Source organism: Metabacillus niabensis (genome assembly GCF_020524345.1).
Taxonomy (GTDB): Bacteria; Bacillota; Bacilli; order Bacillales; family Bacillaceae; genus Metabacillus; species Metabacillus niabensis_B.
In genome coordinates, this window is record NZ_JAIVLH010000001.1 from 446,699 (window position 1) to 471,810 (window position 25,112).

General features: G+C 35.0%; 28 protein-coding genes. 26 read left to right on the forward strand and 2 right to left on the reverse strand.

Annotated elements, in window-relative coordinates; all coding sequences use genetic code 11:
* The first annotated feature begins 1 nt into the window (after nucleotide 1).
* The 8 genes from LC095_RS02320 (at nucleotide 2) to LC095_RS02355 (ending at nucleotide 7,262) form a co-directional block, all read left to right on the forward strand.
* A complete protein-coding gene (locus tag LC095_RS02320) occupies nucleotides 2–592 on the forward strand; it encodes a CPBP family intramembrane glutamic endopeptidase (protein ID WP_226526613.1) in 591 nt (196 codons plus the stop codon).
* Nucleotides 589–1,281 (forward strand): LysM peptidoglycan-binding domain-containing protein, encoded by a 693-nt coding sequence (locus LC095_RS02325; protein ID WP_226526614.1) that lies wholly within the window; start codon nucleotides 589–591, stop codon nucleotides 1,279–1,281. The genes LC095_RS02320 and LC095_RS02325 overlap by 4 nt, the downstream gene beginning before the upstream one ends.
* A gap of 88 nt (nucleotides 1,282–1,369) precedes the next feature.
* Nucleotides 1,370–1,831 carry a YpbF family protein gene (locus LC095_RS02330; protein WP_226526615.1) on the forward strand — a complete coding sequence of 154 codons (462 nt, stop codon included), beginning with the start codon at nucleotides 1,370–1,372 and terminating at the stop codon, nucleotides 1,829–1,831.
* A gap of 185 nt (nucleotides 1,832–2,016) precedes the next feature.
* The gene (locus LC095_RS02335; RefSeq protein WP_226526616.1) at nucleotides 2,017–2,808 is read left to right on the forward strand and encodes a metallophosphoesterase; all 792 of its coding nucleotides are present in this window, start codon (nucleotides 2,017–2,019) and stop codon (nucleotides 2,806–2,808) included.
* Nucleotides 2,809–2,935: 127 nt separating this feature from the next.
* Nucleotides 2,936–3,865: a MerR family transcriptional regulator gene (locus LC095_RS02340; RefSeq protein WP_226526617.1), complete on the forward strand. Its 930-nt coding sequence runs from the start codon at nucleotides 2,936–2,938 to the stop codon at nucleotides 3,863–3,865.
* A gap of 103 nt (nucleotides 3,866–3,968) precedes the next feature.
* Nucleotides 3,969–4,559: a genetic competence negative regulator gene (locus LC095_RS02345; RefSeq protein WP_226526618.1), complete on the forward strand. Its 591-nt coding sequence runs from the start codon at nucleotides 3,969–3,971 to the stop codon at nucleotides 4,557–4,559.
* A 275-nt stretch (nucleotides 4,560–4,834) separates the two neighbouring features.
* A complete protein-coding gene (locus LC095_RS02350) occupies nucleotides 4,835–6,106 on the forward strand; it encodes a Glu/Leu/Phe/Val family dehydrogenase (protein ID WP_226526619.1) in 1,272 nt (423 codons plus the stop codon).
* 190 nt (nucleotides 6,107–6,296) lie between these two features.
* The gene (locus tag LC095_RS02355; RefSeq protein ID WP_226526620.1) at nucleotides 6,297–7,262 is read left to right on the forward strand and encodes a YpdA family putative bacillithiol disulfide reductase; all 966 of its coding nucleotides are present in this window, start codon (nucleotides 6,297–6,299) and stop codon (nucleotides 7,260–7,262) included.
* A gap of 40 nt (nucleotides 7,263–7,302) precedes the next feature.
* Here LC095_RS02355 and LC095_RS02360 read toward each other — a convergent pair whose 3' ends face one another.
* A complete protein-coding gene (locus tag LC095_RS02360; RefSeq protein ID WP_226526621.1) occupies nucleotides 7,303–8,274 on the reverse strand; it encodes an asparaginase in 972 nt (323 codons plus the stop codon).
* 174 nt (nucleotides 8,275–8,448) lie between these two features.
* Between LC095_RS02360 and prsW the strand changes: the two genes are divergently transcribed.
* The 9 genes from prsW to fni all read left to right on the forward strand — a co-directional run bounded on the left by prsW (nucleotide 8,449) and on the right by fni (nucleotide 16,686).
* On the forward strand, nucleotides 8,449–9,111 hold the full coding sequence (prsW, locus tag LC095_RS02365) for a glutamic-type intramembrane protease PrsW (protein ID WP_226526622.1): 663 nt from the start codon (nucleotides 8,449–8,451) through the stop codon (nucleotides 9,109–9,111).
* 142 nt (nucleotides 9,112–9,253) lie between these two features.
* Nucleotides 9,254–10,444 carry a spore cortex-lytic enzyme gene (sleB, locus tag LC095_RS02370; protein WP_413467441.1) on the forward strand — a complete coding sequence of 397 codons (1,191 nt, stop codon included), beginning with the start codon at nucleotides 9,254–9,256 and terminating at the stop codon, nucleotides 10,442–10,444.
* Nucleotides 10,445–10,459: 15 nt separating this feature from the next.
* Nucleotides 10,460–11,800: a germination protein YpeB gene (gene ypeB / locus LC095_RS02375; protein WP_226526623.1), complete on the forward strand. Its 1,341-nt coding sequence runs from the start codon at nucleotides 10,460–10,462 to the stop codon at nucleotides 11,798–11,800.
* Nucleotides 11,801–11,966: 166 nt separating this feature from the next.
* The gene (locus tag LC095_RS02380) at nucleotides 11,967–12,626 is read left to right on the forward strand and encodes a flagellar brake protein (RefSeq protein ID WP_226526624.1); all 660 of its coding nucleotides are present in this window, start codon (nucleotides 11,967–11,969) and stop codon (nucleotides 12,624–12,626) included.
* 51 nt (nucleotides 12,627–12,677) lie between these two features.
* Entirely contained in the window at nucleotides 12,678–12,854 is a 177-nt protein-coding gene (locus tag LC095_RS02385; RefSeq protein WP_169908183.1) for a YpfB family protein, read from the forward strand.
* 199 nt (nucleotides 12,855–13,053) lie between these two features.
* Entirely contained in the window at nucleotides 13,054–13,722 is a 669-nt protein-coding gene (gene cmk / locus LC095_RS02390) for a (d)CMP kinase (protein WP_226526625.1), read from the forward strand.
* A 4-nt stretch (nucleotides 13,723–13,726) separates the two neighbouring features.
* Entirely contained in the window at nucleotides 13,727–14,302 is a 576-nt protein-coding gene (locus LC095_RS02395) for a lysophospholipid acyltransferase family protein (RefSeq protein WP_226526626.1), read from the forward strand.
* 170 nt (nucleotides 14,303–14,472) lie between these two features.
* The gene (gene rpsA / locus LC095_RS02400) at nucleotides 14,473–15,621 is read left to right on the forward strand and encodes a 30S ribosomal protein S1 (protein ID WP_226526627.1); all 1,149 of its coding nucleotides are present in this window, start codon (nucleotides 14,473–14,475) and stop codon (nucleotides 15,619–15,621) included.
* Between the two features lie 3 nt (nucleotides 15,622–15,624).
* On the forward strand, nucleotides 15,625–16,686 hold the full coding sequence (gene fni, locus LC095_RS02405; RefSeq protein ID WP_319005748.1) for a type 2 isopentenyl-diphosphate Delta-isomerase: 1,062 nt from the start codon (nucleotides 15,625–15,627) through the stop codon (nucleotides 16,684–16,686).
* A 77-nt stretch (nucleotides 16,687–16,763) separates the two neighbouring features.
* On the opposite strand, the gene LC095_RS02410 is transcribed toward fni, so the two are convergent.
* Nucleotides 16,764–16,895, reverse strand: coding sequence for a YpzI family protein (locus LC095_RS02410; RefSeq protein WP_078432765.1), 132 nt, complete (start codon nucleotides 16,893–16,895; stop codon nucleotides 16,764–16,766).
* A gap of 132 nt (nucleotides 16,896–17,027) precedes the next feature.
* Between LC095_RS02410 and LC095_RS02415 the strand changes: the two genes are divergently transcribed.
* From LC095_RS02415 to spoIVA, 9 genes are all read left to right on the forward strand, one after another.
* Nucleotides 17,028–17,636 carry a hypothetical protein gene (locus tag LC095_RS02415; RefSeq protein ID WP_226526628.1) on the forward strand — a complete coding sequence of 203 codons (609 nt, stop codon included), beginning with the start codon at nucleotides 17,028–17,030 and terminating at the stop codon, nucleotides 17,634–17,636.
* 1 nt (nucleotide 17,637) lies between these two features.
* A complete protein-coding gene (locus LC095_RS02420) occupies nucleotides 17,638–18,528 on the forward strand; it encodes a YIEGIA family protein (protein WP_226526629.1) in 891 nt (296 codons plus the stop codon).
* Entirely contained in the window at nucleotides 18,529–18,717 is a 189-nt protein-coding gene (locus tag LC095_RS02425; RefSeq protein WP_226526630.1) for a capping complex subunit for YIEGIA, read from the forward strand.
* A 376-nt stretch (nucleotides 18,718–19,093) separates the two neighbouring features.
* Nucleotides 19,094–20,404, forward strand: coding sequence for a ribosome biogenesis GTPase Der (gene der, locus LC095_RS02430; protein WP_226526631.1), 1,311 nt, complete (start codon nucleotides 19,094–19,096; stop codon nucleotides 20,402–20,404).
* Nucleotides 20,405–20,517: 113 nt separating this feature from the next.
* On the forward strand, nucleotides 20,518–21,549 hold the full coding sequence (locus tag LC095_RS02435; protein ID WP_226526742.1) for an NAD(P)H-dependent glycerol-3-phosphate dehydrogenase: 1,032 nt from the start codon (nucleotides 20,518–20,520) through the stop codon (nucleotides 21,547–21,549).
* Between the two features lie 210 nt (nucleotides 21,550–21,759).
* Complete coding sequence (locus LC095_RS26705) at nucleotides 21,760–21,888, forward strand: hypothetical protein (protein ID WP_264195881.1); 129 nt, start codon at nucleotides 21,760–21,762, stop codon at nucleotides 21,886–21,888.
* 255 nt (nucleotides 21,889–22,143) lie between these two features.
* The gene (locus LC095_RS02440; protein WP_226526632.1) at nucleotides 22,144–22,344 is read left to right on the forward strand and encodes a DUF2768 domain-containing protein; all 201 of its coding nucleotides are present in this window, start codon (nucleotides 22,144–22,146) and stop codon (nucleotides 22,342–22,344) included.
* 27 nt (nucleotides 22,345–22,371) lie between these two features.
* The gene (locus LC095_RS02445; RefSeq protein WP_226526633.1) at nucleotides 22,372–23,094 is read left to right on the forward strand and encodes a hypothetical protein; all 723 of its coding nucleotides are present in this window, start codon (nucleotides 22,372–22,374) and stop codon (nucleotides 23,092–23,094) included.
* Between the two features lie 214 nt (nucleotides 23,095–23,308).
* On the forward strand, nucleotides 23,309–24,787 hold the full coding sequence (gene spoIVA, locus LC095_RS02450) for a stage IV sporulation protein A (RefSeq protein WP_226526634.1): 1,479 nt from the start codon (nucleotides 23,309–23,311) through the stop codon (nucleotides 24,785–24,787).
* Nucleotides 24,788–25,112 lie beyond the last annotated feature (325 nt).

The following is a 25,112-nucleotide window of genomic DNA, read 5'->3' on the forward strand; positions in this document are numbered from 1 at the left end:
TTTGTTTAAAAACCAGAATGAGTTAATAAAACAATTAACAGATAAGCAAATTGTTCAAAATTTGTATTTTACCCAATTATTACTGATTTGTTTTTCTTTTGTGTTGGGGATCTTCCTGTTTCATGATGTATATGAATTCTTTCAACTTTATCATATACGAGATTTCCAATTTATTTATTATGGAATAGGCACTGCTTTATTCGTTATTATCGTAGATTATATCATCTTTAAACTGGCACCAAAGGACCTTGTTGATGATGGGGGTATAAATGAAAAAATATTTCAAAAAAGGTCTATTCCACATATTATTTTCTTAACTGCTTTAATTGCAGTCTCAGAAGAAATTTTGTTTAGAGGTGTCATTCAAACTCATTTTGGACTATGGATTGCCAGCCTCATTTTCGCTGTTTTGCATTTTCGATATCTTTCCAAGTGGCTTTTATTTATTATGGTTATATCAATTAGTTTCTTATTAGGAGTTGTTTATGAAATAACAGAGAACCTCTATACAACCATTCTAGCTCATTTTTTGATTGATTTAATCTTTGCCATTCAAATAAGGGTGCAATATGTGAGAGGTGAAAACATATGAATGATCTTGAAAAACGTTCAGATCAAGCTGAAGGTTTAAGAACAAGGATGATCGACGAATACAAACAGGAAAATGGGAAATATCCGCCACGAAGTGAGATTCATAAAGGTAAAGACAAAAAAACCAAACCAAAATTGAAATATCCCATTATTAGTATTTTGGCCTTATTTTTTATCCTGCTTCCAATACTTATTTTGTCTTTTAATCTTTACTATGGCTCACGAGAAGATGAAAGCTCGACTGAGAAATTGAATATAGGAGAAGATAGAGTATATATTCCTAAAATTAAACAGTCTGATAACCAATCAATTGAAACAGAACAAACACAGAACGATAATGAGGATGTTGAGTTAGAAACTAAGGGAAACGCTGACGCAAGTGATGAAAACGAGGTTGCTAACGAATCTGCTCCTACTATCGAAACAAAAGAAAAACAAAACGAGTCAGAACCTGTCAATTCAACGAGAACAACTACCAATGATGAGACTCAATCAGAGAGTAATGAAAGAGGTAGCGAGAAGCAATATAGTGAGATTAAAACACATAAAGTGGAAGCTGGAGAAACACTGTTCAGCATAGCTATAAAGTATTATAATAACCGCTCCGGTGAAGAAATAATTAGACAGTATAATCAATTTTCCGGAAACGAGATATACGAAGGTCAACTATTAAAAATTCCTATCAAATAAAGAAAAGCCTAATGATATAGTTCATAAGTGTATGGACGACCTCATACAATGTAATACATAATATTTCGTTGTATGAGGGGAAGTGAGCATGATCGAACCAAGTATTCAATTTTTAAGAAATCATACTGATGAGCCGACAAAACAGATGCTCGATCATTTGGTTGATCGTAAACGCAAATTTGAAAAATATAAATTGAAATGTTTTAGAACTCAATTTTTTACGTTCGTCTTAATAATGGGGTTTATCGTGTATCTTTATGCATTTATTATAAAACCAACCGGTGGACAAATGGATGTGGTTCTTCATATGATTTTCGATAATGAAATGCATATCTTTTTTATCCTGCTTATTGTAGCAGGTTATGCAACAGCACAATATTTTAAGAAAAAAGAAGATAAAGCAGAAACTGAATATCATAATTTAAGATGTGAAGTGATTAGAAAAAGCACAGAACTATGGCCACAGCCCGCACAGTGGCAAAATAGACACGAAGTTTTTACCATGATGAAAAAAGAGTTTGATATAAATTTATTTCATGAAAGTAAGTAATAAACCGATATGTCTCCTTCTTTCGAATTTTAGAAATGAAGGTTTTTTTTGTACTTTAAGATTGTTTAACTATATTAAAGGCTAAAAGTATAAGAAAAGACATCGACTTCTGCCATTCTTGGCGGTAAGTTGTGTTTTTCTAATATATAATAGGGATATTGCATGTTTAAGAAGGAGAGGTGATGATGTTGGAAATTATGCTGGTCATGTTCGTTATCGTCATGAGCTTTGCTATTCTGATGATACTCGTCATGTATTTGAAAGCAAAAGAAAATCGTGTAACGATTCATCATATTGAATTTGATACATTCCCTGCACATTTGGATTCTTTGAAAATTTTCTTTATATCTGATATACATAGGAGAACGGTTTCAGATGAATTATTGAAAAAAATTCCAAATCAAGTTGACGTTGTAATGATCGGTGGAGATTTAACTGAATCAGGTGTTCCGTTTTCCAGAGTGGAACAAAATATACGAGAACTAAAAAAGTTGGCTCCTGTTTATTTTGTTTATGGAAACAATGATTATGAAGTTAACCAAAAAACACTGGAGACACTCTTAGAAACCAATAATGTATGTGTTTTAAAGAATACATATAAAGAGCTTTCATCGTCACCAAACGGTAGAATAGTACTATTAGGTGTAGAGGATATGAGCGGTGAGAGAGATCGATTAGATTTGGCATTGAATGATCCCAAGAAGTCAGAAACAGACTTTCGAATATTATTGAGTCATAATCCGGATATTTACCACAAAATTAGTCAAATTGATCGTATTTCCTTAGTGCTAAGTGGGCATACTCATGGTGGACAAATCCGCTTTCTTGGTTTTGGTTTATATAAAAAAGGAAGATTACATCATCTAAGGAATACAACCCTTTTAGTTAGTAATGGATATGGAACAACAGCATTACCACTAAGATTAGGAGCTCCAGCAGAGGCTCATTATCTTCAATTGACGAGAAAAGATCATTAATAAGCTTATTTATATACGTAGACAACCATGCTTTCTTAAGCATGGTTGTTCAATTGTTATACAAAGTTTACACAAATTAAAACATTCGATATAATTTTGTTTATAGATTTTTTATGGGGGATTAATTGTGTCAAATCAAGAAGGAAAATACAATATAAAGGCAGTTTCAAAGATGCTTGGCATTCAAGCTGGAACATTAAGAGCCTGGGAAAGAAGATATAACATGATTGCGCCTGTCAGAAATGAATCAGGACATCGCTTGTATACTGATGAGCATATAAAAATACTTAAATGGTTGATCAGTAAAGTAAATAATGGTTTCTCTATAAGTCAAGCTGTAAATTTACTTGAAACAAACCAAGTTCTGTTAGACGATAATGTTGAAATAGTTGACGGAGATGAACCGATAGATCGCTCATTGAACTTAATGGACGAGCTTCTCCATGCGCTTCTTCATTTTGATGAAAATAAGGCACATGACCTGTTAAATGAAGCATTTAGCCTCTATTCAGTGGATAAGGTTGTTATTGACATATTAGGGACACTATTGGTGAAGATTGGTGACAAATGGGAAACAGGGAAAATTACGTCTGCACATGAACATTTTGCTTCTTCTTTCTTACGATCCCGTATAGGAATGATCTTACACACATTACCAGTAGCTGGTTTCCTGCCGAAAGTAATTGCTGTTTGTGGACCAGATGAATCACATGAATTAGGTTTGTTAATTTTCACATTATTTTTAAGAAGGAAAGGCTTTGAAGTCATTTACCTTGGCGGCAGTATAGCTGAGGGAGATATCGATATCGTCTTAAAAGAAGTGAAACCGGATTTTTTATTTTTGTCTTGTACATTAGTTAAAAATGTAAAGAAAACCTTGGACCTTGTTGATCATCTTTCAGAAAGATTTGAACAATTGAAAATAGGAATTGGAGGCAAGGCGTTTAGTAAAGTAACAGCTCCTATCCTTGAACCATATATCAGGTATTTAGTAGGTGATGACAAACCACAATGGGAAAGGTGGTTAAAAGAGATATTGGAAATCAAGGACAATTAAAAGGCGTATCGTCATCTACACGGTCAGAAAAATTTTTGAACCATCTCATCTAAAAATCATACTATGATCTATATAGAGCGGTCTCACGGCAGGAGGGTATGGGATGCGGCTAGAGCGACTGAACTATGATAAAATAAAAATCTTTTTAACAACAGATGACTTACGAGACAGAGGATTAACTAAAGATGATCTGTGGAAGGATTCATTGAAAGTTCATCAATTATTTAGGGACATGATGAATGAAGCCAGTGTTGAACTGGGTTTTGAGGTGAATGGTCCTATTGCAGTTGAAGTATATTCGCTTCATGCTCAAGGGATGGTCGTCATCGTCACAAAAGCCCTTGAAACCGAGGAGCTTGACAATGATTTTTCGGATGAATATATTGAGATGCAGGTAAAAGTGGATGAAAGTTTTGATATTATTTTCGAATTTGAAACTTTCGAAGCGTTAATTCAACTTTCTCGTTACACAAATCGTCAAAACATTCATGACGGTATGGTTATTTACTTTCAAGAACGTTATTACTTATTGTTAAATGATGAACAGCCAGTTGATATTGATGATCTTGTTTCGATCTTAGCTGAATATGGAAGCCCCTCAACTTTAACAGTCCATAGATTAAAAGAATATGGTAAAATTATCGTAGAGGAAAATGCAATGAAGGACATATTTCATTACTTTTTGGATAAATAAATTATTGAAATGGTGAGTTTAACCTCTAGTCTCTTTAAGAAGATCAATGAGACCACATTGGTTAAATTCACCTTTAATTATATGTGAGAAAGTTTTGTTGTTACGATTAAATCAATATTTTATTTTCTTCTCGGTATGGTATCGTTTTCATATTTGTGATGAAATTATAATAATTATCGTTTTTCTGCTTTGCATAAGTGTCTTGAAAGTGTATACTATGTCATGAAAGGTGGACATTCTTTCATTTACTGATTAGATTTAGGAGGTTAACTTTAATGGTAGCCGAGAAAAACACCGATGCACAAAATGATAAATTAGATGTGTTAAAATCAACTCAAACGGTGATACATAATGCTCTTGACAAACTTGGATATCCTGAAGAAGTATATGAATTATTGAAAGAACCAATTAGATTAATGACAGTGAAGATACCGGTTCGTATGGATGACGGATCTGTAAAGATTTTTACAGGTTATAGAGCTCAACACAATGATGCAGTTGGCCCGACAAAGGGTGGGATAAGATTTCACCCGAATGTGACAGAAAAAGAGGTAAAGGCACTCTCCATTTGGATGAGTTTAAAATGTGGTATCGTTGACTTACCATATGGTGGAGGTAAAGGCGGTATAGTTTGTGACCCAAGAGACATGTCATTTAGAGAATTAGAACGTTTAAGTCGCGGTTATGTTCGAGCAATCAGTCAAATTGTAGGTCCTACAAAAGATATTCCTGCCCCTGACGTTTTTACAAACTCACAGATAATGGCGTGGATGATGGATGAATACAGCCGTATAGATGAATTTAATTCTCCTGGATTTATCACAGGTAAACCACTTGTCTTAGGAGGATCACATGGTCGTGAATCTGCTACTGCTAAGGGTGTAACGATCTGTATTCGTGAAGCTGCACAGAAAAAGGGAATTAACTTAGAAGGTGCAAGAGTTGTTGTGCAAGGCTTTGGAAATGCTGGTAGTTATCTATCTAAATTTATGCATGATGCAGGGGCTAAAATCGTTGGGATTTCAGATGCATATGGTGGTTTGCATGACCCGGATGGATTGGATATTGATTATCTCCTAGATCGTCGTGACAGCTTTGGCACAGTAACGAAGCTTTTTAATGATACGATTACAAATAAAGAGCTACTTGAGCTTGATTGTGATATTTTAGTACCTGCAGCAATTGAAAATCAAATTACAGAGGATAATGCAGCAAATATTCGTGCAAGTATTGTTGTAGAAGCAGCCAATGGTCCAACGACTCTTGAAGCAACAAAAATACTTTCTGACAGAGGAATATTGCTAGTTCCAGATGTATTAGCAAGTGCAGGCGGTGTAACTGTTTCTTACTTTGAGTGGGTTCAAAATAATCAAGGGTATTATTGGTCTGAGGAAGAAGTAGATGAAAAACTTGAACACGTGATGGTTAAGTCATTTAATAATATTTACGAGACAAGTCAAAATCGAAGGGTTGATATGCGTTTAGCTGCCTACATGGTAGGAGTAAGAAAAATGGCTGAAGCGTCAAGATTTAGAGGCTGGATTTAAACCTAGGTTTTTAGAAGTGGAGACGAGACTTTAGAATGTCTAGCTACTTTATTTAATTTTGGATCATTAATTTGGTCCAAAAATTGAATAAAGCCTGATGTTACTTACAGTCTGTCTCTTTTTTATTTTTAAGATTAGCTACTACACAGCGCCATGAGTTTAACATAATAGGGTACTGGAGGGAATTGTCTTGATTAATGAGGAAACGATTATTGTAGGTGGAGGGCCTTGTGGGTTATCTGCCGCAATAGCTCTTTCAAAGCTTGGCAAAAAACCATTAGTTATTGAAAAAGGCAATATTGTAAATGCAATTTATCATTATCCAACACATCAAACTTTCTTCAGTTCTAGTGAAAAACTAGAAATTGGAGAAGTTCCATTTATTACTGAAAATCGTAAGCCGGTTAGAAATCAAGCATTAGCATACTACCGGGAAGTTGTTAAAAGGAAAGAAGTAAGAGTTAATGCTTTTGAACAAGTTGAGATGGTCGAGAAGATAGATGAACACCAATTTGTTGTAAAAACAAATAAAAAAGTTTATCAAGCCAAACAAGTTGTCATAGCAACTGGCTATTATGATCATCCAAACTATTTACATATTCCAGGTGAAAACTTGCCAAAGGTTTTTCATTATTTTAAAGAGGCACACCCTTATTTTGATAAAGATGTTGTCGTCATAGGTGGGAAGAATTCGAGTGTTGACGCTGCGTTGGAGCTTGTAAAAGCAGGAGCAAGAGTAACAGTTTTGTACCGTGGAAGTGAGTATTCACCAAGTATTAAGCCATGGATTTTGCCGGAATTCGAAAGTCTTGTAAGAAACGGTACGATCACGATGGAATTTCATGCAAACCTACTTGAAATCCTAGAAGATTCAGTAGTATATAGAGGGATTGAGGGAACAAAAACGATTAAAAATGATTTTGTCTTTGCTATGACTGGATACCATCCCGATCACAATTTCCTAAAAAAAATGGGAGTAACAATAGATACAGAAACAGGAAGACCCTTATATAATCCTGAAACGATGGAAACGAATATAAAGGGGATATTTATTGCAGGTGTAATTGCAGCAGGAAATAACGCAAATGAGATATTTATTGAAAATGGACGTTTTCACGGGGAATTAATTTATGATGCTTTACATAGTAATAAATAATAAAGAGAGAGTACAGCTCTCTCTTTATTTATGGCCAATTTTAAGTTGAAAAAATAGCTTCTAATTCCTCTCTCTCAGTTGATGTTTCAAGAGCAATCATTAATTTAATTCTAGCTTTTTGACCGTTTAAACCATTGCTGAAAATTAAGCCCATGTCTTTTAATTGTCTACCGCCACCTTCATAGCCATAAACATCTTGTGCAATTCCATTAAAGCATCTGGAAACAAGCACAATTGGTATGTTTTTATCAAGGAGGTTTTTAAGGCCGGGTAACATCATCGGTGGCAGATTCCCTTGACCTAAAGCTTCAATTACTAAACCATCAGGATTTAACTGCTCTATTCCTTTCAAAAGGCTACTATCCATTCCAGCAAAAGCTTTTATTAGAAATACATTTTTATCCAGTTTTGATACATGTAAGGCTCTAGTTAAAATAGGTTTGTGATGGAAGAATACCCCGGCTTTATTCACAATTCCAATTGGGCCGTATTGGGGACTTTGAAATGTAGCAATATTACTGGTATGTGTTTTCGTCACATTTTTTGCCGTGTGAACTTCATCATTCATTACGACAAGAACGCCCATAGACTTTGCATGATCTGCTACCGCCACTTTTATTGCTGAAAGTAAATTATAAAGTCCATCAGATCCCAATTCATTACTGGATCTCATTGCACCTGTTAATACAACGGGTATTGTCAATGATAGGGTGACATCGAGAAAATAAGCAGTCTCTTCAAGAGTGTCAGTTCCATGCGTAATGACAACTCCATCTATATGCATAGTTTTGCTTTTTTCTTCAATATATGTTTTAAGATGCAGCATGTTTTCTGGTGTAATATGGGGTGAAGGTAAATGAAATAATTCAGTGGTTATTAGATTGATGTCTGGTAATTCTTTAAGATGATCCATAAGAGGATTTGTTTCTCCCGGCTTCACTTCACCTGTTTCATGGTCTTCTTTCATTGAAATAGTACCACCTGTATGAATAAGTAGTATGTTTTTGTTCATAGATGTCAAACTCCTTCAAAAAATAGTAAAAATCTTGTGTTTACGACATTCTGACATTTTCAATTTTACGATATCATGATACGATAAATAAAGTGATTTCTATCATATTATCAAATTTGTTTAAATACTAAATAGTATGGATTTTAACGTTATTATTGGAAAAGAGGCCTGTGAATGATTGCAATTATTTCTGCGGGCATTGCCCCAGGTCTTGCTTTATTAAGTTATTTTTATTTAAAAGATCAATATGAATCTGAGCCAATATCATTAGTACTGCGCTCGTTTATTTTCGGGGCTCTGCTCGTATTTCCCATTATGTTTATCCAATATGTGTTGGACGTTGAAGCTGTTTTTTCATCCCAATTTTTATATACTTTTGTAGCAGTTGGGTTTTTAGAGGAATTTTTTAAATGGTTTATTTTATTTTTTACTATTTATCAACATATTCATTTTAATGAGCACTACGATGGTATTGTTTATGGAGTTTCTGTTTCATTGGGATTTGCAACACTAGAAAATATATTGTATTTATTTGCAAATGGGGTTGAACACGCATTTGGACGCGCCATCTTGCCGGTTTCGAGTCACGCTTTATTTGGTGTTATCATGGGATATTATTTAGGAAAAGGAAAGTTTACGTCAAAAGAGAACCGTTTTAAATGGATCGTTTTGTCATGCTCAATTCCGATTTTACTGCATTCAATTTATGATTCTATCCTGTTAAGTTATCTAAACTGGAAATATATAATGGTTCCATTTATGTTGTTTCTTTGGTGGTTCGCTCTTCACAAAGCAAAAAAGGCAAAAATAAAAATAATAGATACTAAGCTGCCCTAGAGCAGCTTATTTTTTTTGCTCTTTAAAAAAATATAATATCAAGTTTTATCTTGAAATCGGTTATTCGTTTTTAGATGAATAAAATACCAAAGACTACAAAAAATACATTCAAGCAACTACATCTATTTGAGGAGGCAGCAACATGAAAAACATGCGCATAATGATGATGGTTGTCGTCATGACGTTTACTACTATCACATACCAGTTTATATTACACCATTCCCCAGCGGCACATGCTTTTTCAGGTCAAATTATACAAAGAGGTGCAACGGGCAGTGATGTAATCGAACTACAAGCAAGATTACAGTATAACGGATATTATCATGGACCTATTGATGGTGTTTATGGATGGAGTACGTATTGGGCGGTAAAAAACTTTCAAGATATGTTTGGTTTAGAGGAAGTTGATGGACTGGTTGGACAGAAAACTAAGGATATGTTAGCAACATCAACAAAATTTTATAGTGACTTTGTTTATGAACAAATTAATAAAGGGCGAAAGTTTACTCATTATGGTGGAGTGCCTTTGGAAATTCAATCAGCACCAACTGATCAGGAAATAAAGAGAGCTAGACAAATTGCAGAGCAAAGAAAAATAGAATCGGAAAAGCAATACAAAGCACGAGCTAATAACCAGCAGGCAAAACAACAAGAGCAGCAAAGACAGCAGCAGGCCCAACAAAAACAACAACAAGAGCAGCAACAGCAACAGGCCCAACAAAAGCAACAAGAGCAACAACAGCAACAGGCCCAACAAAAACAACAAGAGCAACAACAGCAGCAGAACCAACAAGCAAAACAACAAGAGCAACAACAGGCTCAACAGAATCAACAAAAAGAACAGCAAAGACAGCAACAAGCACAACAAAATCAACAACAGAATAATAAAAATGAACAAGCCAAACAACCTTCACAACCGGAAAAAAATAATAATCAGCAACAAAATGAATCTACTGCTGTTAACATGCCAGGTGGATTTTCTCAAAATGACATTCAGTTAATGGCTAATGCAGTTTACGGAGAAGCAAGGGGAGAGCCGTATATTGGTCAAGTTGCGGTTGCAGCGGTTATCCTTAATCGTGTTAATAGCCCGACATTCCCAAATACTGTTTCAGGAGTGATTTTTGAACCTCTTGCCTTCACTGCAGTTGCTGATGGACAAATTTGGCTAACACCAAATGAAAATGCTAAAAAAGCAGTACTCGACGCAATAAATGGGTTTGACCCTACGGAAAATGCGATCTATTATTTTAATCCAAATACAGCAACAAGTTCTTGGATATGGGGTAGACCACAAATTAAACGGATTGGGAAACACATTTTTTGCAAATAGAAGGGGTGACAACTTATGATACGTGGAATTTTAATTGGAGTTTTATCAGTAGCTGTCCTCGGTTCGGCATATTGGGGATATAAAGAACATCAAGAGAAAAATGCAGTTCTCATTCAGGCAGAAAACAATTATCAACGTGCATTTCATGATTTATCGTATCGGGTGGATCAGTTACATGACAAAATAGGTGCTACACTTGCAATGAATACAAGGCAGTCCCTATCTCCTGCACTTGCGGATGTTTGGAGAATAACTTCAGAAGCACAATCTGATGTAGGACAACTCCCATTAGCATTAATGCCATTTAACAAGACTGAAGAATTTTTAGCAGGAATAAGTGAATTTAGTTATCGTGCAGCTGTTCGTGACCTTGAAAAAGATCCATTAACAGAAAAAGAATATGGAACGTTAAAATCTATGTATACAAAAGCCGCTGATATTCAGAAAGAGTTACGTAGTGTTCAAAATCTTGTATTAGATAATAATTTAAGATGGATGGATGTAGAACTTGCTTTAGCATCAGGACAAAAACAAGCAGATAATACAATTATCGATGGTTTAAAAACGGTGGAAGAAAATGTGAAGAGCTACTCAGAGGCAGATTTTGGTGCAACTCAAACATCAATGAAGACTGAAAATGGCTTTGAAAAGCTAGAGGGAAAGGAAATAAGTAAAAAAGAAGCTAAAGAAGTAGCTAAAAAGTTTGTTGAAAATGAGGTAACTGATATTAAAGTAACCGAAAATGGGGAAGGTTCCGATTTTGGCTTTTATAGCGTGTCAATGGATGATAAGGAGCAAAAAGTTGATATTAACATGGATATCACAAAAAAAGGAGGATATCCCATTTACTTAGTACAAAATAGAGAAATTAAAAATAAAGAGATAAGCCTTAATCAAGCAACAGATCATGCAACTGAATTTCTAAAAAAACACGGCTTTGAAGATTTGGATCTTTTTGAAAGTGCACAATATGATAATATTGGTGTTTTCACATTTGTATCCATTCTAGATGGTGTAAGAGTCTACCCGGATGCAATTCGAATGAAGGTAGCTTTAGATAATGGTGAAGTAATTGGCTTTTCAGCTAGAGACTACCTAGCTGCTCATAAACAACGGAAAATACCAAGTGCAAAAATTTCAAAAGACGAAGCTGCTAATAAGCTTAATCCTAGCCTGGATGTTCAGGAAGATCGGTTAGCTATCATTGTAAATGAATTTGGTGAGGAAGTACTATGTTATGAGTTTTTAGGAACAATTGAAAATGATACGTATCGGATATTTATTAATGCTGACAATAATACAGAAGAAAAAGTGGAAATGTTGAAAAATCCAGAGCCGATTTTCCAAGAAATATAAGAAAGCAGAAGGATGCCTTTAAAAATGGGTATCCTTCTTTTAATTGTTATATCTTGTGTTACACAAAAAAACGATATTATACATATGTTTAATAATGAATTGTCTCTTGCACAACGGAATTGTCCATGCTTTAATAAGAATGAGAGTACTTAGAGAGAGTGATAATGTGCTGAAAATTGGGGATGCCATTACGTTAGAAACAAAAGGTGAAAAATTAGAAAAATTAAAATGTAAACTAGTTGAAAGAAAAGATAATAAGCTCTTTATTGATTATCCTATTAACCTGGATACCGGCCGTACGGCTTTTTTAATCATTGGAACTGAGCTGGTTGCTTCATTTGTAACAAATGATAATGTTTATCGATTTCAGACAGAAGTAACAGGTCGAACGAAGGAAAATATTCCAATGATTTCACTAACATATCCAGGTGATCATCAGCTTATTCGTATACAAAGAAGACAGTTTGTTAGAATTGATACAAACTTAGATGTAGCAATACACCCGATTGGGAATGAATTTCAGGCTTTCACAGCTGTAACTTCAGATATAAGTGCTGGTGGGACAGCTCTTCTTCTTCCTCGTACGACGAATCTAAAGAAAGATCAGGAGATATTAATATGGTTTGCTCTTCCTTTTCATAAAGATCAAATGGAATATATAAGTGTTAAGGGGAAAATTATTCGGGTAATACCAGCAGATCATGAGTTATATGTGAAAGCTCCTATACAATTTATAAATATTGACGAAGAAACAAGACAAATTTTGCTTCAATTTTGTTTTAATCAACAAATTCAGTTGCGTAGAAAAGGTCTTGTCGAAGAATAATATTCGGTATTTTTAACCATACTAGTAAGAAAATACCGGAGTTGAATTGTAATGGAACGTGTTGAACGAATATTAATTAAATTAATAGTTATCCAATTCATAGCACTTGTTTGTGCACAACTTTTAATTCAAAATTCGCATGTTCAACCCTATCTTTCCCGTGTTGTTCAGTATGAAGGTGTGAATAAAATTACGATAACTGAATGGCTTGAAACATTTAGCCAATAAATGATGCAGGTGCCTTTTGACCTGCTTCATTTGTTTGTCTTTCTTTATGGAAGAGTAGTTAATAGGAATGATAGGGAGCTCTCGAACTTGTTACTAACAGTAATCGTATAGAACAGTTACTTATTGATAACCAAATATGTTCTGATGATGCGACAAAGAAAACTACTAGACTAAAAACCTATTTGGAGGAACTATAACATTGAAAAAAATCTCGGTAGCAATAGATGGACCAGCTGCAGCAGGAAAAAGTACAGTTGCAAAAATCATCGCAGAGGATTACTCATATATATATATTGATACTGGTGCGATGTATCGTGCACTTACATATATAGCTTTACAGGAAAATGTGGACTGTAAAAATGAACAGCAAGTAGCCGATGTGCTCTCCAGAATTAAAATTGAACTTTTCCCTTCAGAGGATGGACAAATAGTTAAGGTGAATTCTGAAGATGTTACTGAAGTGATACGAACAAGCGAAGTAACAAATCATGTATCATATGTTGCTATGCATCCATTAGTAAGAGAAGAAATGTTAAAACGTCAACGCCAACTAGCTTCACAGGGTGGAGTGGTAATGGATGGGAGAGACATTGGTACACATGTATTACCAGAGGCTGAACTGAAAGTCTTTTTACGGGCATCTGTTGAAGAAAGAGCAAAAAGACGACATGATGAAAATCTAAAAAAAGGATTTGATTCTGATCTTGAAAAGCTGAAACAAGAAATTGCAAACCGTGATAAGCTTGATTCGGAAAGAGAGGTTGCTCCACTTAGAAAGGCAGAAGACGCAATTGAACTTGACACTACTGCTTTAACAATTCAACAAGTCGTAAAAAAAATAGAAGATTATATAGAAGAAAGGCTTTGATACTGTGTCATTATATCCTTTTGCAAGGTCAGTTGTTGCAGGTTTATTAAGACCAACATTCCGAATTAAAGTGGAAGGGTTGGAACATTTTCCTAAAGAAGGCGGAGTGTTGTTATGTACAAATCATATAAGTAATTTTGACCCTCCTGTAGTTGGGGTAACAGCGCCGAGAAAAGTATTATTTATGGCAAAAGCGGAACTTTTTAACGTACCAGTCCTTAAGCAATTGTTAACTAATTTCGGGACTTTCCCTGTGAAACGCGGTGGGGGAGATCGTGAAGCAATCCGTGCGGGTCTTAAGGTATTAAAAGAGGGTCATGTTTTAGGATTGTTTCCTGAAGGTACTAGAAGTAAAGATGGTAAATTAGGTAAAGGACAAGCTGGTGCCGGATTCTTTGCACTTCGTTCTACTGCTGCTGTAGTTCCATGTGCTATAATAGGACCATATAAATCATTTCGACCTCTTCGGGTTGTTTATGGTAAACCTATAAATATGGAAGAATATCGTGAGAAAAAAATAAACGCAGAAGAAATGACAAGTATTATTATGGAAGAAATAAATAAACTGCTTCAAAAATAAAAGAAATGAAGTCTTCATGCTTGACAAAAAGTAGCATTTATTAGAAGTTTAAAATGAAGGAATTTTTCATTTTATTTTAGGGGAAGAAAAACTCTTTGTTTTTTAATAAAATGAAATCTTACATATAGTTAATCAAAAGTAGCGCAGGTTTTGACAAGGAGGTAATTGAGATGGTAGAAGAATTAAACAGTGTTCAAGTGGAAACACCTGAAGTTGGTGATGTCGTAAAAGGAATCGTAACAAAGGTAGAGGAAAAACAGGTAATTGTAGAAATTGAAAATTGTAAGCATTCCGGTATCATTCCAATCAGTGAGCTTTCAAGCCTACATGTTGAAAAAGCTTCTGATGTCATAAGCGAAAATGATGAACTTGAATTAAAAGTGTTAAAAGTTGAGGAAGAAGCACTAGTTCTATCAAAAAGAGCCGTTGATGCAGAAAAAGCATGGGATGAACTAGTGAGAAAATTTGAAACAAAAGAAGTTTTTCATGCTGATGTTAAAGATGTTGTAAAAGGCGGTCTTGTAGTTGACCTAGGTGTCAGAGGGTTTATTCCAGCATCATTAGTAGAAGCTCATTTCGTGGAGGATTTCTCAGAGTATATGGGAAAAACTCTTTCTCTTATCGTAGTTGAACTAGATAAAGAGAAAAACCGAGTGATTTTGTCGCATCGAGCAGTAATAGAAAAAGAGCAAAGTGAAAAAAAATCTGAGCTTTTAGATTCTATAGTAGTTGGATCTACAATTGAAGGGACCGTTCAACGTTTAACTGATTTTGGTGCATTTGTAGATATCGGTGGTATTGATGGATTAGTGCATATTTCACAACTATCACATCAACATATTGATAAGCCATCTGATGTTGTGCAGGAAGGACAGAAGGTTTCTGTGAAAATTCTTGCAGTTGACCGTGATAATGAAAGAATTTCGTTATCAATCAAAGAAACATTACCTGGACCATGGGCCAACATTAAAGAAAAAGTTCAGGTTGGTGATGTTGTCGATGGTGTAGTAAAACGTTTAGTTTCCTTTGGAGCATTTGTAGAAATACTTCCAGGTGTTGAAGGGCTTGTACATATTTCACAAATATCTAACAAGCATATTGGTACACCTCATGAAGTATTAGACGAAAATCAACAAGTAAAAGTAAAAGTTTTGGATATTAATGAATCTGAACAAAGAATATCATTAAGTATCCGTGAGCTTGAAGAGACAACAAAAGCTTCAGATGAAGATGTTAGTCAGTATCAAGCCCAGGAAGATGCTTCTTCAGGTTTCCAATTAGGAGAAATGATTGGAGATCAATTAAAAAAATTAAAATAAACGGTGATTAAGGTGAGTAAAAGAGCAGAGCGAAAAATTGAGCATATTCAACATGCCATGTCTACAGGACAACAACTTACAAATGGACTTGAAGATATAACCTTTGTTCATCAAAGCTTACCAAATTTGTCTGTTAACGATATTGATTTATCAACCCAAGTTGGCGAACTTTTTCTAAGTTCGCCTCTTTTAATAAATGCGATGACAGGCGGTGGCGGTGAAGACACAAGGATCATTAATGAGGCGCTGTCTAAGGCTGCAGGTGATGCGAATATTGCAGTAGCTGTTGGTTCACAAATGTCTGCGATAAAAGACAAAAGTGAGAGGCCTTCATATGAAATTATGAGAAAGGTAAATCCAAACGGAGTGATATTTGCGAATCTTGGTAGTGAAGCAACTGTTGAACAAGCAAAAGTCGCAATCGACATGCTTGATGCAAATGCCTTACAAATACATTTAAATGTTGTTCAAGAACTTGTCATGCCGGAGGGAGACCGTGATTTTACAAATGCATTAAAAAGAATTGAAAATATTACTAAACATATTTCTGTGCCGGTTATTGTTAAAGAAGTTGGCTTTGGGATAAATCGTGAAATTGCTTTTAAATTGAAGGAAGTTGGCATTACTGCCATTGATGTTGGAGGTTATGGAGGGACGAATTTTTCAAAAATAGAAAACCTTCGTAGAGAACGGGTTCTTTCTTTTTTTAATGTATGGGGAATATCAACAGCTGCTTCAATCGCTGAAATACATAGTGAAAATCAGGATATCTCCATTATCGGTTCGGGAGGTATTCAAAATGCTCTTGATGTCGCAAAAGCTATTGCGTTAGGATCATCAATGGTTGGTATGGCAGGGTATTTATTGAAAATCTTTATTGAAGGAAGTTATGATGACTTAGTACAAGAAATAATTGATATTTTAGAAGATCTAACAATCATTATGACAGCTTTGGGAGTAAGGACCATTCAAGAGCTTAAACAGGCACCATTGGTTATTAATGGACAGACACATCATTGGTTAACCGAAAGAGGTATACAAACTACAACATACAGTAATAGATAAACAAAAAAGAGGAGACCATTTAATTAAAGGTCTCCTCTTTTTTGTCTTACATTAATTCAAAAGTTCGTCTTTTATTATTATTTATTTCGTTTTCGAGCTGCTTCTGGTCCTTCTAAAGTTGTTGCTCCAGGATAATTTAATGATTGATCACGATCTGACTCAACTCGTTTACTTTCTCTTAGTTTTTTCTCCTGGCGGTCTTTACCCATTTATTTTTCCCCCTTTACTATTGTATAGTTCATTTTTTGTAGTTTTTCGTCCATCTATACTTGCTATTTTTTACTAATATTCGATTAAAGCTAATGATAAATAGACATAATGGGAATAGTAGGAGGAGTGAGATGGAAGGAATTTTTTTTTATTGGATTATGTGGATAGCTTGGATTTTCACAACATTCATGATGGATAAGAGCAAGAAACGTCTTAAAGTAAGTATATGTATTTTAGTCTCTATACTGTTAAGTAAATGGTATGTCATTTTTTCAACTTATTCTATCAATATGACATTGTTATTATCTTTATTTTTGGGATATTATCTAGCTGTAAACGAAGGTAAATTTAAATTGATTTCTTTTTATTTAACTAGCTTAACGATTACATTTGCGTATGCAGGAATCATGTTGTTTAGGATCTATGATCCAGTATGGTTTATCTTAGACATACGCTTTATCATTGGCGCTTTCATAAGTATATTAGCCATTTATTTAGGTCGTGCATCGTTACAACGTTATTCATTGTATATTATTGCGCTCTGTCAAGGGGAAGTTCTTTATTGGATTGTATTAGGGCAATTTCATAATGAAATAACATTTGGGACAGAATCTTTTTTAGATATGTTATCAATAGGCTGTTTCATAATCTTTTTATGGAGTGGTATTGAACATTTCACAATGGTGGTTGAGAACTCCATAATAAAATTGCAAAAACCAACAAAGGAGAAACAAGGATAAAATGAATGAATACACATTACCTGTTTTATTTGGTGTAATTGTTGGAGTTCTTACAAGGTTACATATGTTAAGAACTGATTACAGGCAATATCCAACATACTTGCACGGGAAAATTATTCATGTAGCTCTTGGCTTTATTGCTGCAGGCTTAGGAACAGTTGCCGTCCCTTCAATTATGGAGGAAGATTTTACAGCAATCACATTTTTAACTGTTGCCGCGTCACAATTCCGGGATGTTAGGAATATGGAGAGAAATACGTTAACTGTGTTAGACGAATATGAGCTGGTTCCAAGGGGAAATACATATATTGAAGGAATCGCGATAGCGTTCGAAAGTAGAAACTACCTTGTTATTTTTACATCCCTTTTTACGACTTTTACCTATTTAGTCGTAAATGTGTATGTAGCCATTATCGTTGGAATTGTCTGCTTTTTAATATGCCGTAAGTTAATGTCAGGCAGCAGAATAAAAGACCTGGTTGACATTGAATTTGTAGAACCGCATTTTGAAGGTGCTGGATTATATGTAGATAATATTTATATTATGAATATTGGGATACCAGATAAACAAGAAGCAGTTTTAAAATATGGGATGGGTTTTGTCTTGACACCCAAAAATGAAAATTCTCGAACAACAATTGCGAATCTAGGTCAGCGTCAAGCGATTTTACATGATGTGTCGACTGCAATGGGGGTTGTTCGGGACTCGGGTGAACCTTCTTTAGTTCCACTAGCAAAGCGTGACCTTGGTGATGGTCGTCTGGGAGTATTTGTACTGCCACAAGACCGTGATGTTGATAAAGCGATTCGTGTTATCGGAAATGTACCAACTCTGGAAAATGCCATTAGAATGCCGTCTGAAGCGAAAGCAAATCGTCGAGGAGGGAATTAATTGAGTGCACTAGAAAAATATATACTAGCTATTATAACAACCGATAAAACAAAGGCTGCAGGTGGGACAGCCATTTTCATATGCAAAACAACAGAAGAAATGAATTTTTTTGCTAAAAATCTTGAAGCAATACTTGATGGTATCGCACACGGCATTGGTGATGATATGTATGTCATCGTCAAGCACTAAGTTGTGAATTTAGGAAATGTTTGATAATATATAAAAGTTAAGCCCTTCTTGTTTATATAGAAGGGTTTCTTTTATAAGAATCAGTCAAAGTTATGAAGAAATTATGAAGAAAATGAATGTGTTATCCAACTATGACTTGGTAAAGCAAGTCAGGTTTTTGATAAGAGAAATATTTTGCATTGAAGTGATTGTTTATTATTCGTAAAATAAGCTAATGAATACATATATAGAGTTTCGGTGGATGGAATTTGGTTTGAGATGAAGAAATGTCTCATGTTAAATGTAAGATCAATTCAGAACTTTTTGTATAGAAACATCACCATAATGTCGCTCTTATTTGCAAATTGAGTTTAAATAGTCAGGGAAGGTGTATTGTATGGCAAAACCAGTAATAGCAATTGTAGGAAGACCAAATGTAGGTAAGTCAACGATTTTTAATCGAATTGTAGGTGAACGTGTTTCAATCGTTGAAGATATACCTGGTGTTACAAGAGACAGAATTTATAGTTCAGGTGAATGGTTAAATTATCAATTTAATATCATTGATACAGGTGGAATTGATATTGGGGATGAACCATTTTTAGCACAAATACGTCATCAAGCTGAAATTGCCATTGAAGAAGCGGATGTGATTGTGTTTCTAACAAATGTTCGAGAAGGGGTAACAGCTGCAGACGAAGAAGTTGCAAAAATTTTATACCGATCAAATAAACCGGTTGTTTTGGCTGTTAACAAGGTTGATAATCCGGAAATGCGTGCAAATATCTATGATTTTTATTCTCTTGGGTTTGGAGAGCCTTTTCCTATTTCAGGTTCCCATGGTTTAGGATTAGGGGATTTATTAGATGAGGTGGCTAAGCATTTTAAAAATATGGGATCAGATGATTATGATGAATCAACAATTAAATTTTCTCTAATTGGTCGACCAAATGTCGGGAAATCTTCACTTGTTAATGCAATTTTAGGAGAAGACCGGGTAATTGTTAGCGATATTGCAGGAACGACCAGGGATGCAATTGATACCGTCTATAAATATGAAGGACAAGAGTTCGTTATTATTGATACAGCCGGTATGAGGAAAAAAGGAAAAGTTTATGAAACGACCGAGAAATATAGTGTAATGCGTGCATTAAAGGCGATTGATCGATCGGATGTTATTTTGGTTGTTATTAATGGAGAAGAAGGAATCATTGAACAGGATAAACATATTGCCGGGTACGCACATGAAGCTGGTAAGGCTGTTGTTATCGTTGTAAACAAGTGGGATGCTGTTGAAAAAGATGAAAAAACAATGAAGGAATTTGAGGCCAATATTCGTGACCATTTTAAGTTTTTAGATTACGCTCCAATTGTCTTCTTATCAGCAAAAACGAAAAAAAGAATTCATACATTAATGCCACACATCATATTAGCTAGTGAAAATCACTCAAGACGAGTACAAACAAATGTATTAAATGATGTTGTGATGGACGCTGTTGCAATGAATCCAACACCTACACATAAAGGGAAACGACTAAAGATTTTCTATACAGCTCAAGTGGCAGTAAAACCGCCAACTTTTGTGGTATTTGTAAATGAGCCTGAGTTAATGCATTTTTCATATGAACGATTTTTAGAAAATAGAATAAGAGCAGCCTTTGAGTTTGATGGTACGCCGATAAAGATCTTCGCAAGAGAAAGAAAGTAATAAATTTATTATGATAAACTTAAAAGTGCATGTTGAAGAAATGTCGATTCATTTCAACATGTACATTTGTCTTTGCATCTAGTCACCTATTTACAGATAAAGGGCGTGAAATTATGGAGCAAATAACGGTATTAGGTGCAGGTAGCTGGGGAACAGCACTTGCTATTGTACTAGCTGATAATGGACATCTTGTCAAACTTTGGGGCCATCGTCCTGAATTAATTAAGGAAATTAATGCTACCAAAAAGAATGAAAAGTATTTACCAGGTGTGGAACTTCCGTCAAATATTGAAGGGGTCTCTAATTTCAAAGAAAGTTTAATGGATGTTAATACAGTTGTTTTGGCGGTTCCAACGAAGGCGATTCGAGATGTTTTGAAAGATATGCGACAAATCATAAAGAAACCTGTCACAATTGTTCATGTTAGTAAAGGGATCGAGCCGGATTCCTTACTTAGAATTTCAGAAATTATTGAATTGGAAATGCCTCAGGAATTACTAACAGATGTTGTGGTACTTTCGGGCCCGAGTCATGCTGAAGAAGTGAGCAAAAGGCATATCACAACAGTAACATCTTCCTCCAAGAATATGAAAGCAGCGGAATACATACAAGATCTCTTTATCAATCAAAATTTTAGAGTATACACAAACCCTGATATAATTGGGGTAGAAATCGGCGGGGCACTTAAAAATATCATTGCATTGGCTGCAGGGATTACAGACGGACTCGGCTATGGGGATAATGCCAAAGCGGCACTTATTACACGCGGTCTAGCGGAAATTGCCCGTTTAGGCAGCATAATGGGGGGAAACCCACTCACTTTCTCAGGATTAACTGGGATAGGTGATTTAATTGTCACTTGTACAAGTGTTCATTCAAGAAACTGGCGTGCAGGTAATTTGTTAGGTAAAGGCCACAACTTAGATGAAGTATTACAAAATATGGGGATGGTTGTTGAAGGTGTTAGAACGACAAAAGCCGGTTATCAATTAGCCAAAAAGTATAATGTGAAAATGCCAATAACTGAAGCGTTGTATGATGTCTTATTTAATGGAAAGGCACCTAAGGAAGCCGTGGATGCTTTAATGGCTCGTGTTAAAACTCATGAAATGGAAGACCTTGTAAATATTATGGAGAATCGGTAATTGATGTGACATTCGCCAGTGATATTGCATAAAATACCAAGAAATAAAACAAAAGAACATAATATCCTATAAGGTATTTTCTACCTGCATAAAGTGGTTGGTAGGTTTTCAAACCTCAGATTCCTAAAAGCCAGTTCATTATCGGAAATAACAAAGATTAATGGCGACAATAGGCATTAGAGGATACAAAAGCTTCCTCTTCCGCATAAAATGCATCGTAGTCAAATAAGAGTTGTTCTTATTGTTGGGTACTATTTAGTCGGTTTACCATTTGCTGAAGTAAAGATCGTCCCCTCTTTACTTCAGTATTTTTTAATGTCAAAAAGGCTGTATATATAGATACTGTATAAAAACTTATTACATAAGGAATGGCGGAAAATTTGTTTTTCAATTACTATTGTTAATTAGTTAGGGTATGTATTGTTATGATTAACGTGATTTTTGGACAAGCAATTGGAAGTGTAATATAATCTACGATGAGTCAGAGGAATTTTTAAAATTACATAATGGTGCATAAAAAAGAGTGGTAGTTCAATTGAAATGTTAAGTTCAACTAAGACGTGATTTAAGCGTTGCCACAAAGGAGGAATCTTGGTGAGTCCAGCATTAATGAAGATGTGGATTTCGTTTGCATCAATGGGATTCATGTTTATCTCTATCATACTTATTTATTTAAGTCGTTTTAAGCTGAAAGGTGTACTCAAAGCTATTGTGACAATTTTAGCCTACATCTTTATGATTCTAGCAGGAATCATTATTATCTTTGTCGTTTTTACAGGACCTGTTTCAGAATAAATAAATATTAAAAGGAAGTTATTGACTATGAAATTGTCAAATACACTTGTGATCATAATAAGCTGTTTCTTATTGACAGGATGTTTATATCCTGAAGAAAAGCTTCAAAAAAATACAATACCGTATAATGATCAAATCCAAGCGGTACAAACCTCAATTGATCAATATCAGCAAGATACGAGTGGTCTATTGCCGATAAAAACAAGAGATATGTCAACTCCGATTTATCAAAAGTATCCTATAGATTTTTCTGTCTTAACTCCAAAATATATGGCTGAACCGCCTGGAACTGCTTATGAAACTGGCGGTATTTATCAATATGTTTTAGTTGATGTTGAAAAGGATCCAACTGTTAAATTAATTGATTTAAGAATGGCTGAAGAAATCCATGAGCTCAATGTAAAACTGAATGTTTATCGTCAGGCGAATGGATATCCTCCTTTTAAAGATGTTATTACAGATGAAATATACTCGTTAGATTATGAAAAACTTGGTTATAAGGAAGATCCAATGGTTGAGAGTCCTTATTCGGGTGAATTTTTGCCATTGGTCATTGATAAAAATGCACAGATATATGTAGATTATCGAATTGATCTTAATAATGCCCTAAAAGAACATGAACATAGCTTTAAGCAAGGCGACGATATTAGAGAAATATTAGTTATGAAGTACCAATTTGTGCCCGCATATTCCCTTCCGTATACAATCGATGAAAAGGGAGAGCCTGTTTTTTTAACAGAAGATAATTAAATGAAAATTTTAGTCATGAACCCTTCATAAGAGAATAAACTCTGAAAGAAGGGTTTTCTTTTTCGCTTTTTCTAAACCAATTCTTAATAAGGCGATACTTGAAAAAAATTTCGAAACAAAGTCATAAATAAATAGGACAATGTCATACATATATAGTGTCCTATTAGAAAACGGATAAGCTTTATCCCAAATTGTATGATCGGGAGGGGATCACTTGGAAAAAGTAGATATTTTCAAGGATATCGCTGAACGAACCGGTGGCGATATATATTTAGGTGTAGTTGGTGCAGTACGAACAGGTAAATCTACTTTTATTAAAAAGTTCATGGAATTAGTTGTACTACCTAACATTGACAATGAATCTGACAAAGCGAGAGCTCAAGATGAATTACCGCAAAGTGCTGCTGGTAAAACCATCATGACAACAGAGCCAAAATTTGTCCCTAATCAAGCTGTTTCCATTCATGTTGATGAAGGACTTGATGTCAATATTAGATTAGTAGATTGTGTCGGCTACACAGTACCTGGTGCTAAAGGTTATGAGGATGAAAATGGCCCTCGAATGATTAATACTCCATGGTATGAAGAACCAATACCTTTTCATGAAGCAGCAGAGATTGGAACACGTAAAGTTATTCAAGAGCACTCGACACTCGGTTGTGTAATTACAACTGATGGTTCTATCGGAGATATTCCGCGCAGAGACTATTTAGAAGCTGAAGCACGAGTAATCGAAGAGTTAAAAGAAGTCGGTAAACCGTTTATTATGATTATTAATACGGTGCATCCGCATCATCCTGAAACAGAAGCCCTTCGTCAAGAATTAAATGTAAAGTACGATATCCCTGTATTAGCAATGAGCGTTGAGAGTATGAGAGAAACAGATGTAATCAACGTTCTTAGAGAATCTTTATACGAGTTCCCGGTATTAGAGGTAAATGTGAATCTACCTAGCTGGGTGATGGTACTAAGGGAAGACCATTGGTTAAGACAGAGCTACCAAGAAGCGGTTAAAGATACTGTAAAAGATATTAAAAGATTAAGAGATGTTGATCGAGTTGTTGGACAGTTTAGTGAGTATGACTTCATTAACCGAGCTAGTTTGGCTGGTATTGAGATGGGGCAAGGTATTGCGGAGATTGATTTATATGCTCCGGATGACCTATATGATCAAATCTTAAAAGAAGTTGTAGGAGTAGAAATTCGTGGGAAAGACCATTTACTCCAATTAATGCAGGACTTTGCATATGCTAAAGCCGAATATGATCAAGTGGCTGATGCTTTACGAATGGTTAAGCAAACAGGGTATGGAATTGCAGCGCCAGCATTAGCTGATATGAGTCTAGATGAGCCTGAAATTATCCGCCAAGGATCAAGGTTTGGAGTAAGACTAAAAGCAGTTGCTCCATCGATTCATATGATTAAAGTTGATGTGGAATCAGAATTTGCTCCGATTATCGGAACAGAAAAGCAATCAGAGGAGCTTGTCCGATATTTGATGCAGGATTTTGAAGATAATCCATTATCGATTTGGAATTCAGATATATTTGGAAGAAGCTTAAGCTCAATCGTTCGTGAAGGTATCCAAGCAAAACTATCGTTGATGCCGGAAAATGCACGATATAAATTAAAAGAAACATTAGAAAGAATAATCAATGAAGGCTCCGGTGGATTAATTGCTATCATTTTATAATGATTTGACCTCTTAAAAAGGGGTCTTTTTTTGTGCGATCAAAGCATAAATTTATGAAGTAAAATGGACTAGTAAAACAGTAGTTGATATCATCAGAACGTAACAGGAATCCGATTATTCCAACGTGAAATTTTACAGATTTAGTCAAAAAATAGAACGAATGATCGTGTTGGAGTTGGAAAGCCTTGGTACCATTGGTTTTTTATTTTGTTTTCTCTTGATTCACATGAATGATTATGTTAATCTTTTTACAGAAATTCTTTTCTCTGTTGGTCGATTCTTCCTAAATATCCATTTATCATGATGAAAATGATTGAATTATGTT

What these genes read in the sequence shown, in the direction of transcription:
- LC095_RS02325 (WP_226526614.1), top strand. Translation starts at nt 589, where the DNA reads ATGAATGATCTTGAAAAACGTTCAGATCAAGCTGAAGGTTTAAGAACA.
- LC095_RS02330 (WP_226526615.1), top strand. Translation starts at nt 1,370, where the DNA reads ATGATCGAACCAAGTATTCAATTTTTAAGAAATCATACTGATGAGCCG.
- LC095_RS02335 (WP_226526616.1), top strand. Translation starts at nt 2,017, where the DNA reads ATGTTGGAAATTATGCTGGTCATGTTCGTTATCGTCATGAGCTTTGCT.
- LC095_RS02345 (WP_226526618.1), top strand. Translation starts at nt 3,969, where the DNA reads ATGCGGCTAGAGCGACTGAACTATGATAAAATAAAAATCTTTTTAACA.
- LC095_RS02350 (WP_226526619.1), top strand. Translation starts at nt 4,835, where the DNA reads ATGGTAGCCGAGAAAAACACCGATGCACAAAATGATAAATTAGATGTG.
- LC095_RS02360 (WP_226526621.1), bottom strand. Translation starts at nt 8,274, where the DNA reads ATGAACAAAAACATACTACTTATTCATACAGGTGGTACTATTTCAATG.
- prsW (WP_226526622.1), top strand. Translation starts at nt 8,449, where the DNA reads ATGATTGCAATTATTTCTGCGGGCATTGCCCCAGGTCTTGCTTTATTA.
- sleB (WP_413467441.1), top strand. Translation starts at nt 9,254, where the DNA reads ATGAAAAACATGCGCATAATGATGATGGTTGTCGTCATGACGTTTACT.
- ypeB (WP_226526623.1), top strand. Translation starts at nt 10,460, where the DNA reads ATGATACGTGGAATTTTAATTGGAGTTTTATCAGTAGCTGTCCTCGGT.
- LC095_RS02385 (WP_169908183.1), top strand. Translation starts at nt 12,678, where the DNA reads ATGGAACGTGTTGAACGAATATTAATTAAATTAATAGTTATCCAATTC.
- rpsA (WP_226526627.1), top strand. Translation starts at nt 14,473, where the DNA reads ATGGTAGAAGAATTAAACAGTGTTCAAGTGGAAACACCTGAAGTTGGT.
- LC095_RS02410 (WP_078432765.1), bottom strand. Translation starts at nt 16,895, where the DNA reads ATGGGTAAAGACCGCCAGGAGAAAAAACTAAGAGAAAGTAAACGAGTT.
- LC095_RS02415 (WP_226526628.1), top strand. Translation starts at nt 17,028, where the DNA reads ATGGAAGGAATTTTTTTTTATTGGATTATGTGGATAGCTTGGATTTTC.
- LC095_RS02420 (WP_226526629.1), top strand. Translation starts at nt 17,638, where the DNA reads ATGAATGAATACACATTACCTGTTTTATTTGGTGTAATTGTTGGAGTT.
- der (WP_226526631.1), top strand. Translation starts at nt 19,094, where the DNA reads ATGGCAAAACCAGTAATAGCAATTGTAGGAAGACCAAATGTAGGTAAG.
- LC095_RS02435 (WP_226526742.1), top strand. Translation starts at nt 20,518, where the DNA reads ATGGAGCAAATAACGGTATTAGGTGCAGGTAGCTGGGGAACAGCACTT.
- LC095_RS26705 (WP_264195881.1), top strand. Translation starts at nt 21,760, where the DNA reads ATGCATCGTAGTCAAATAAGAGTTGTTCTTATTGTTGGGTACTATTTA.
- LC095_RS02445 (WP_226526633.1), top strand. Translation starts at nt 22,372, where the DNA reads ATGAAATTGTCAAATACACTTGTGATCATAATAAGCTGTTTCTTATTG.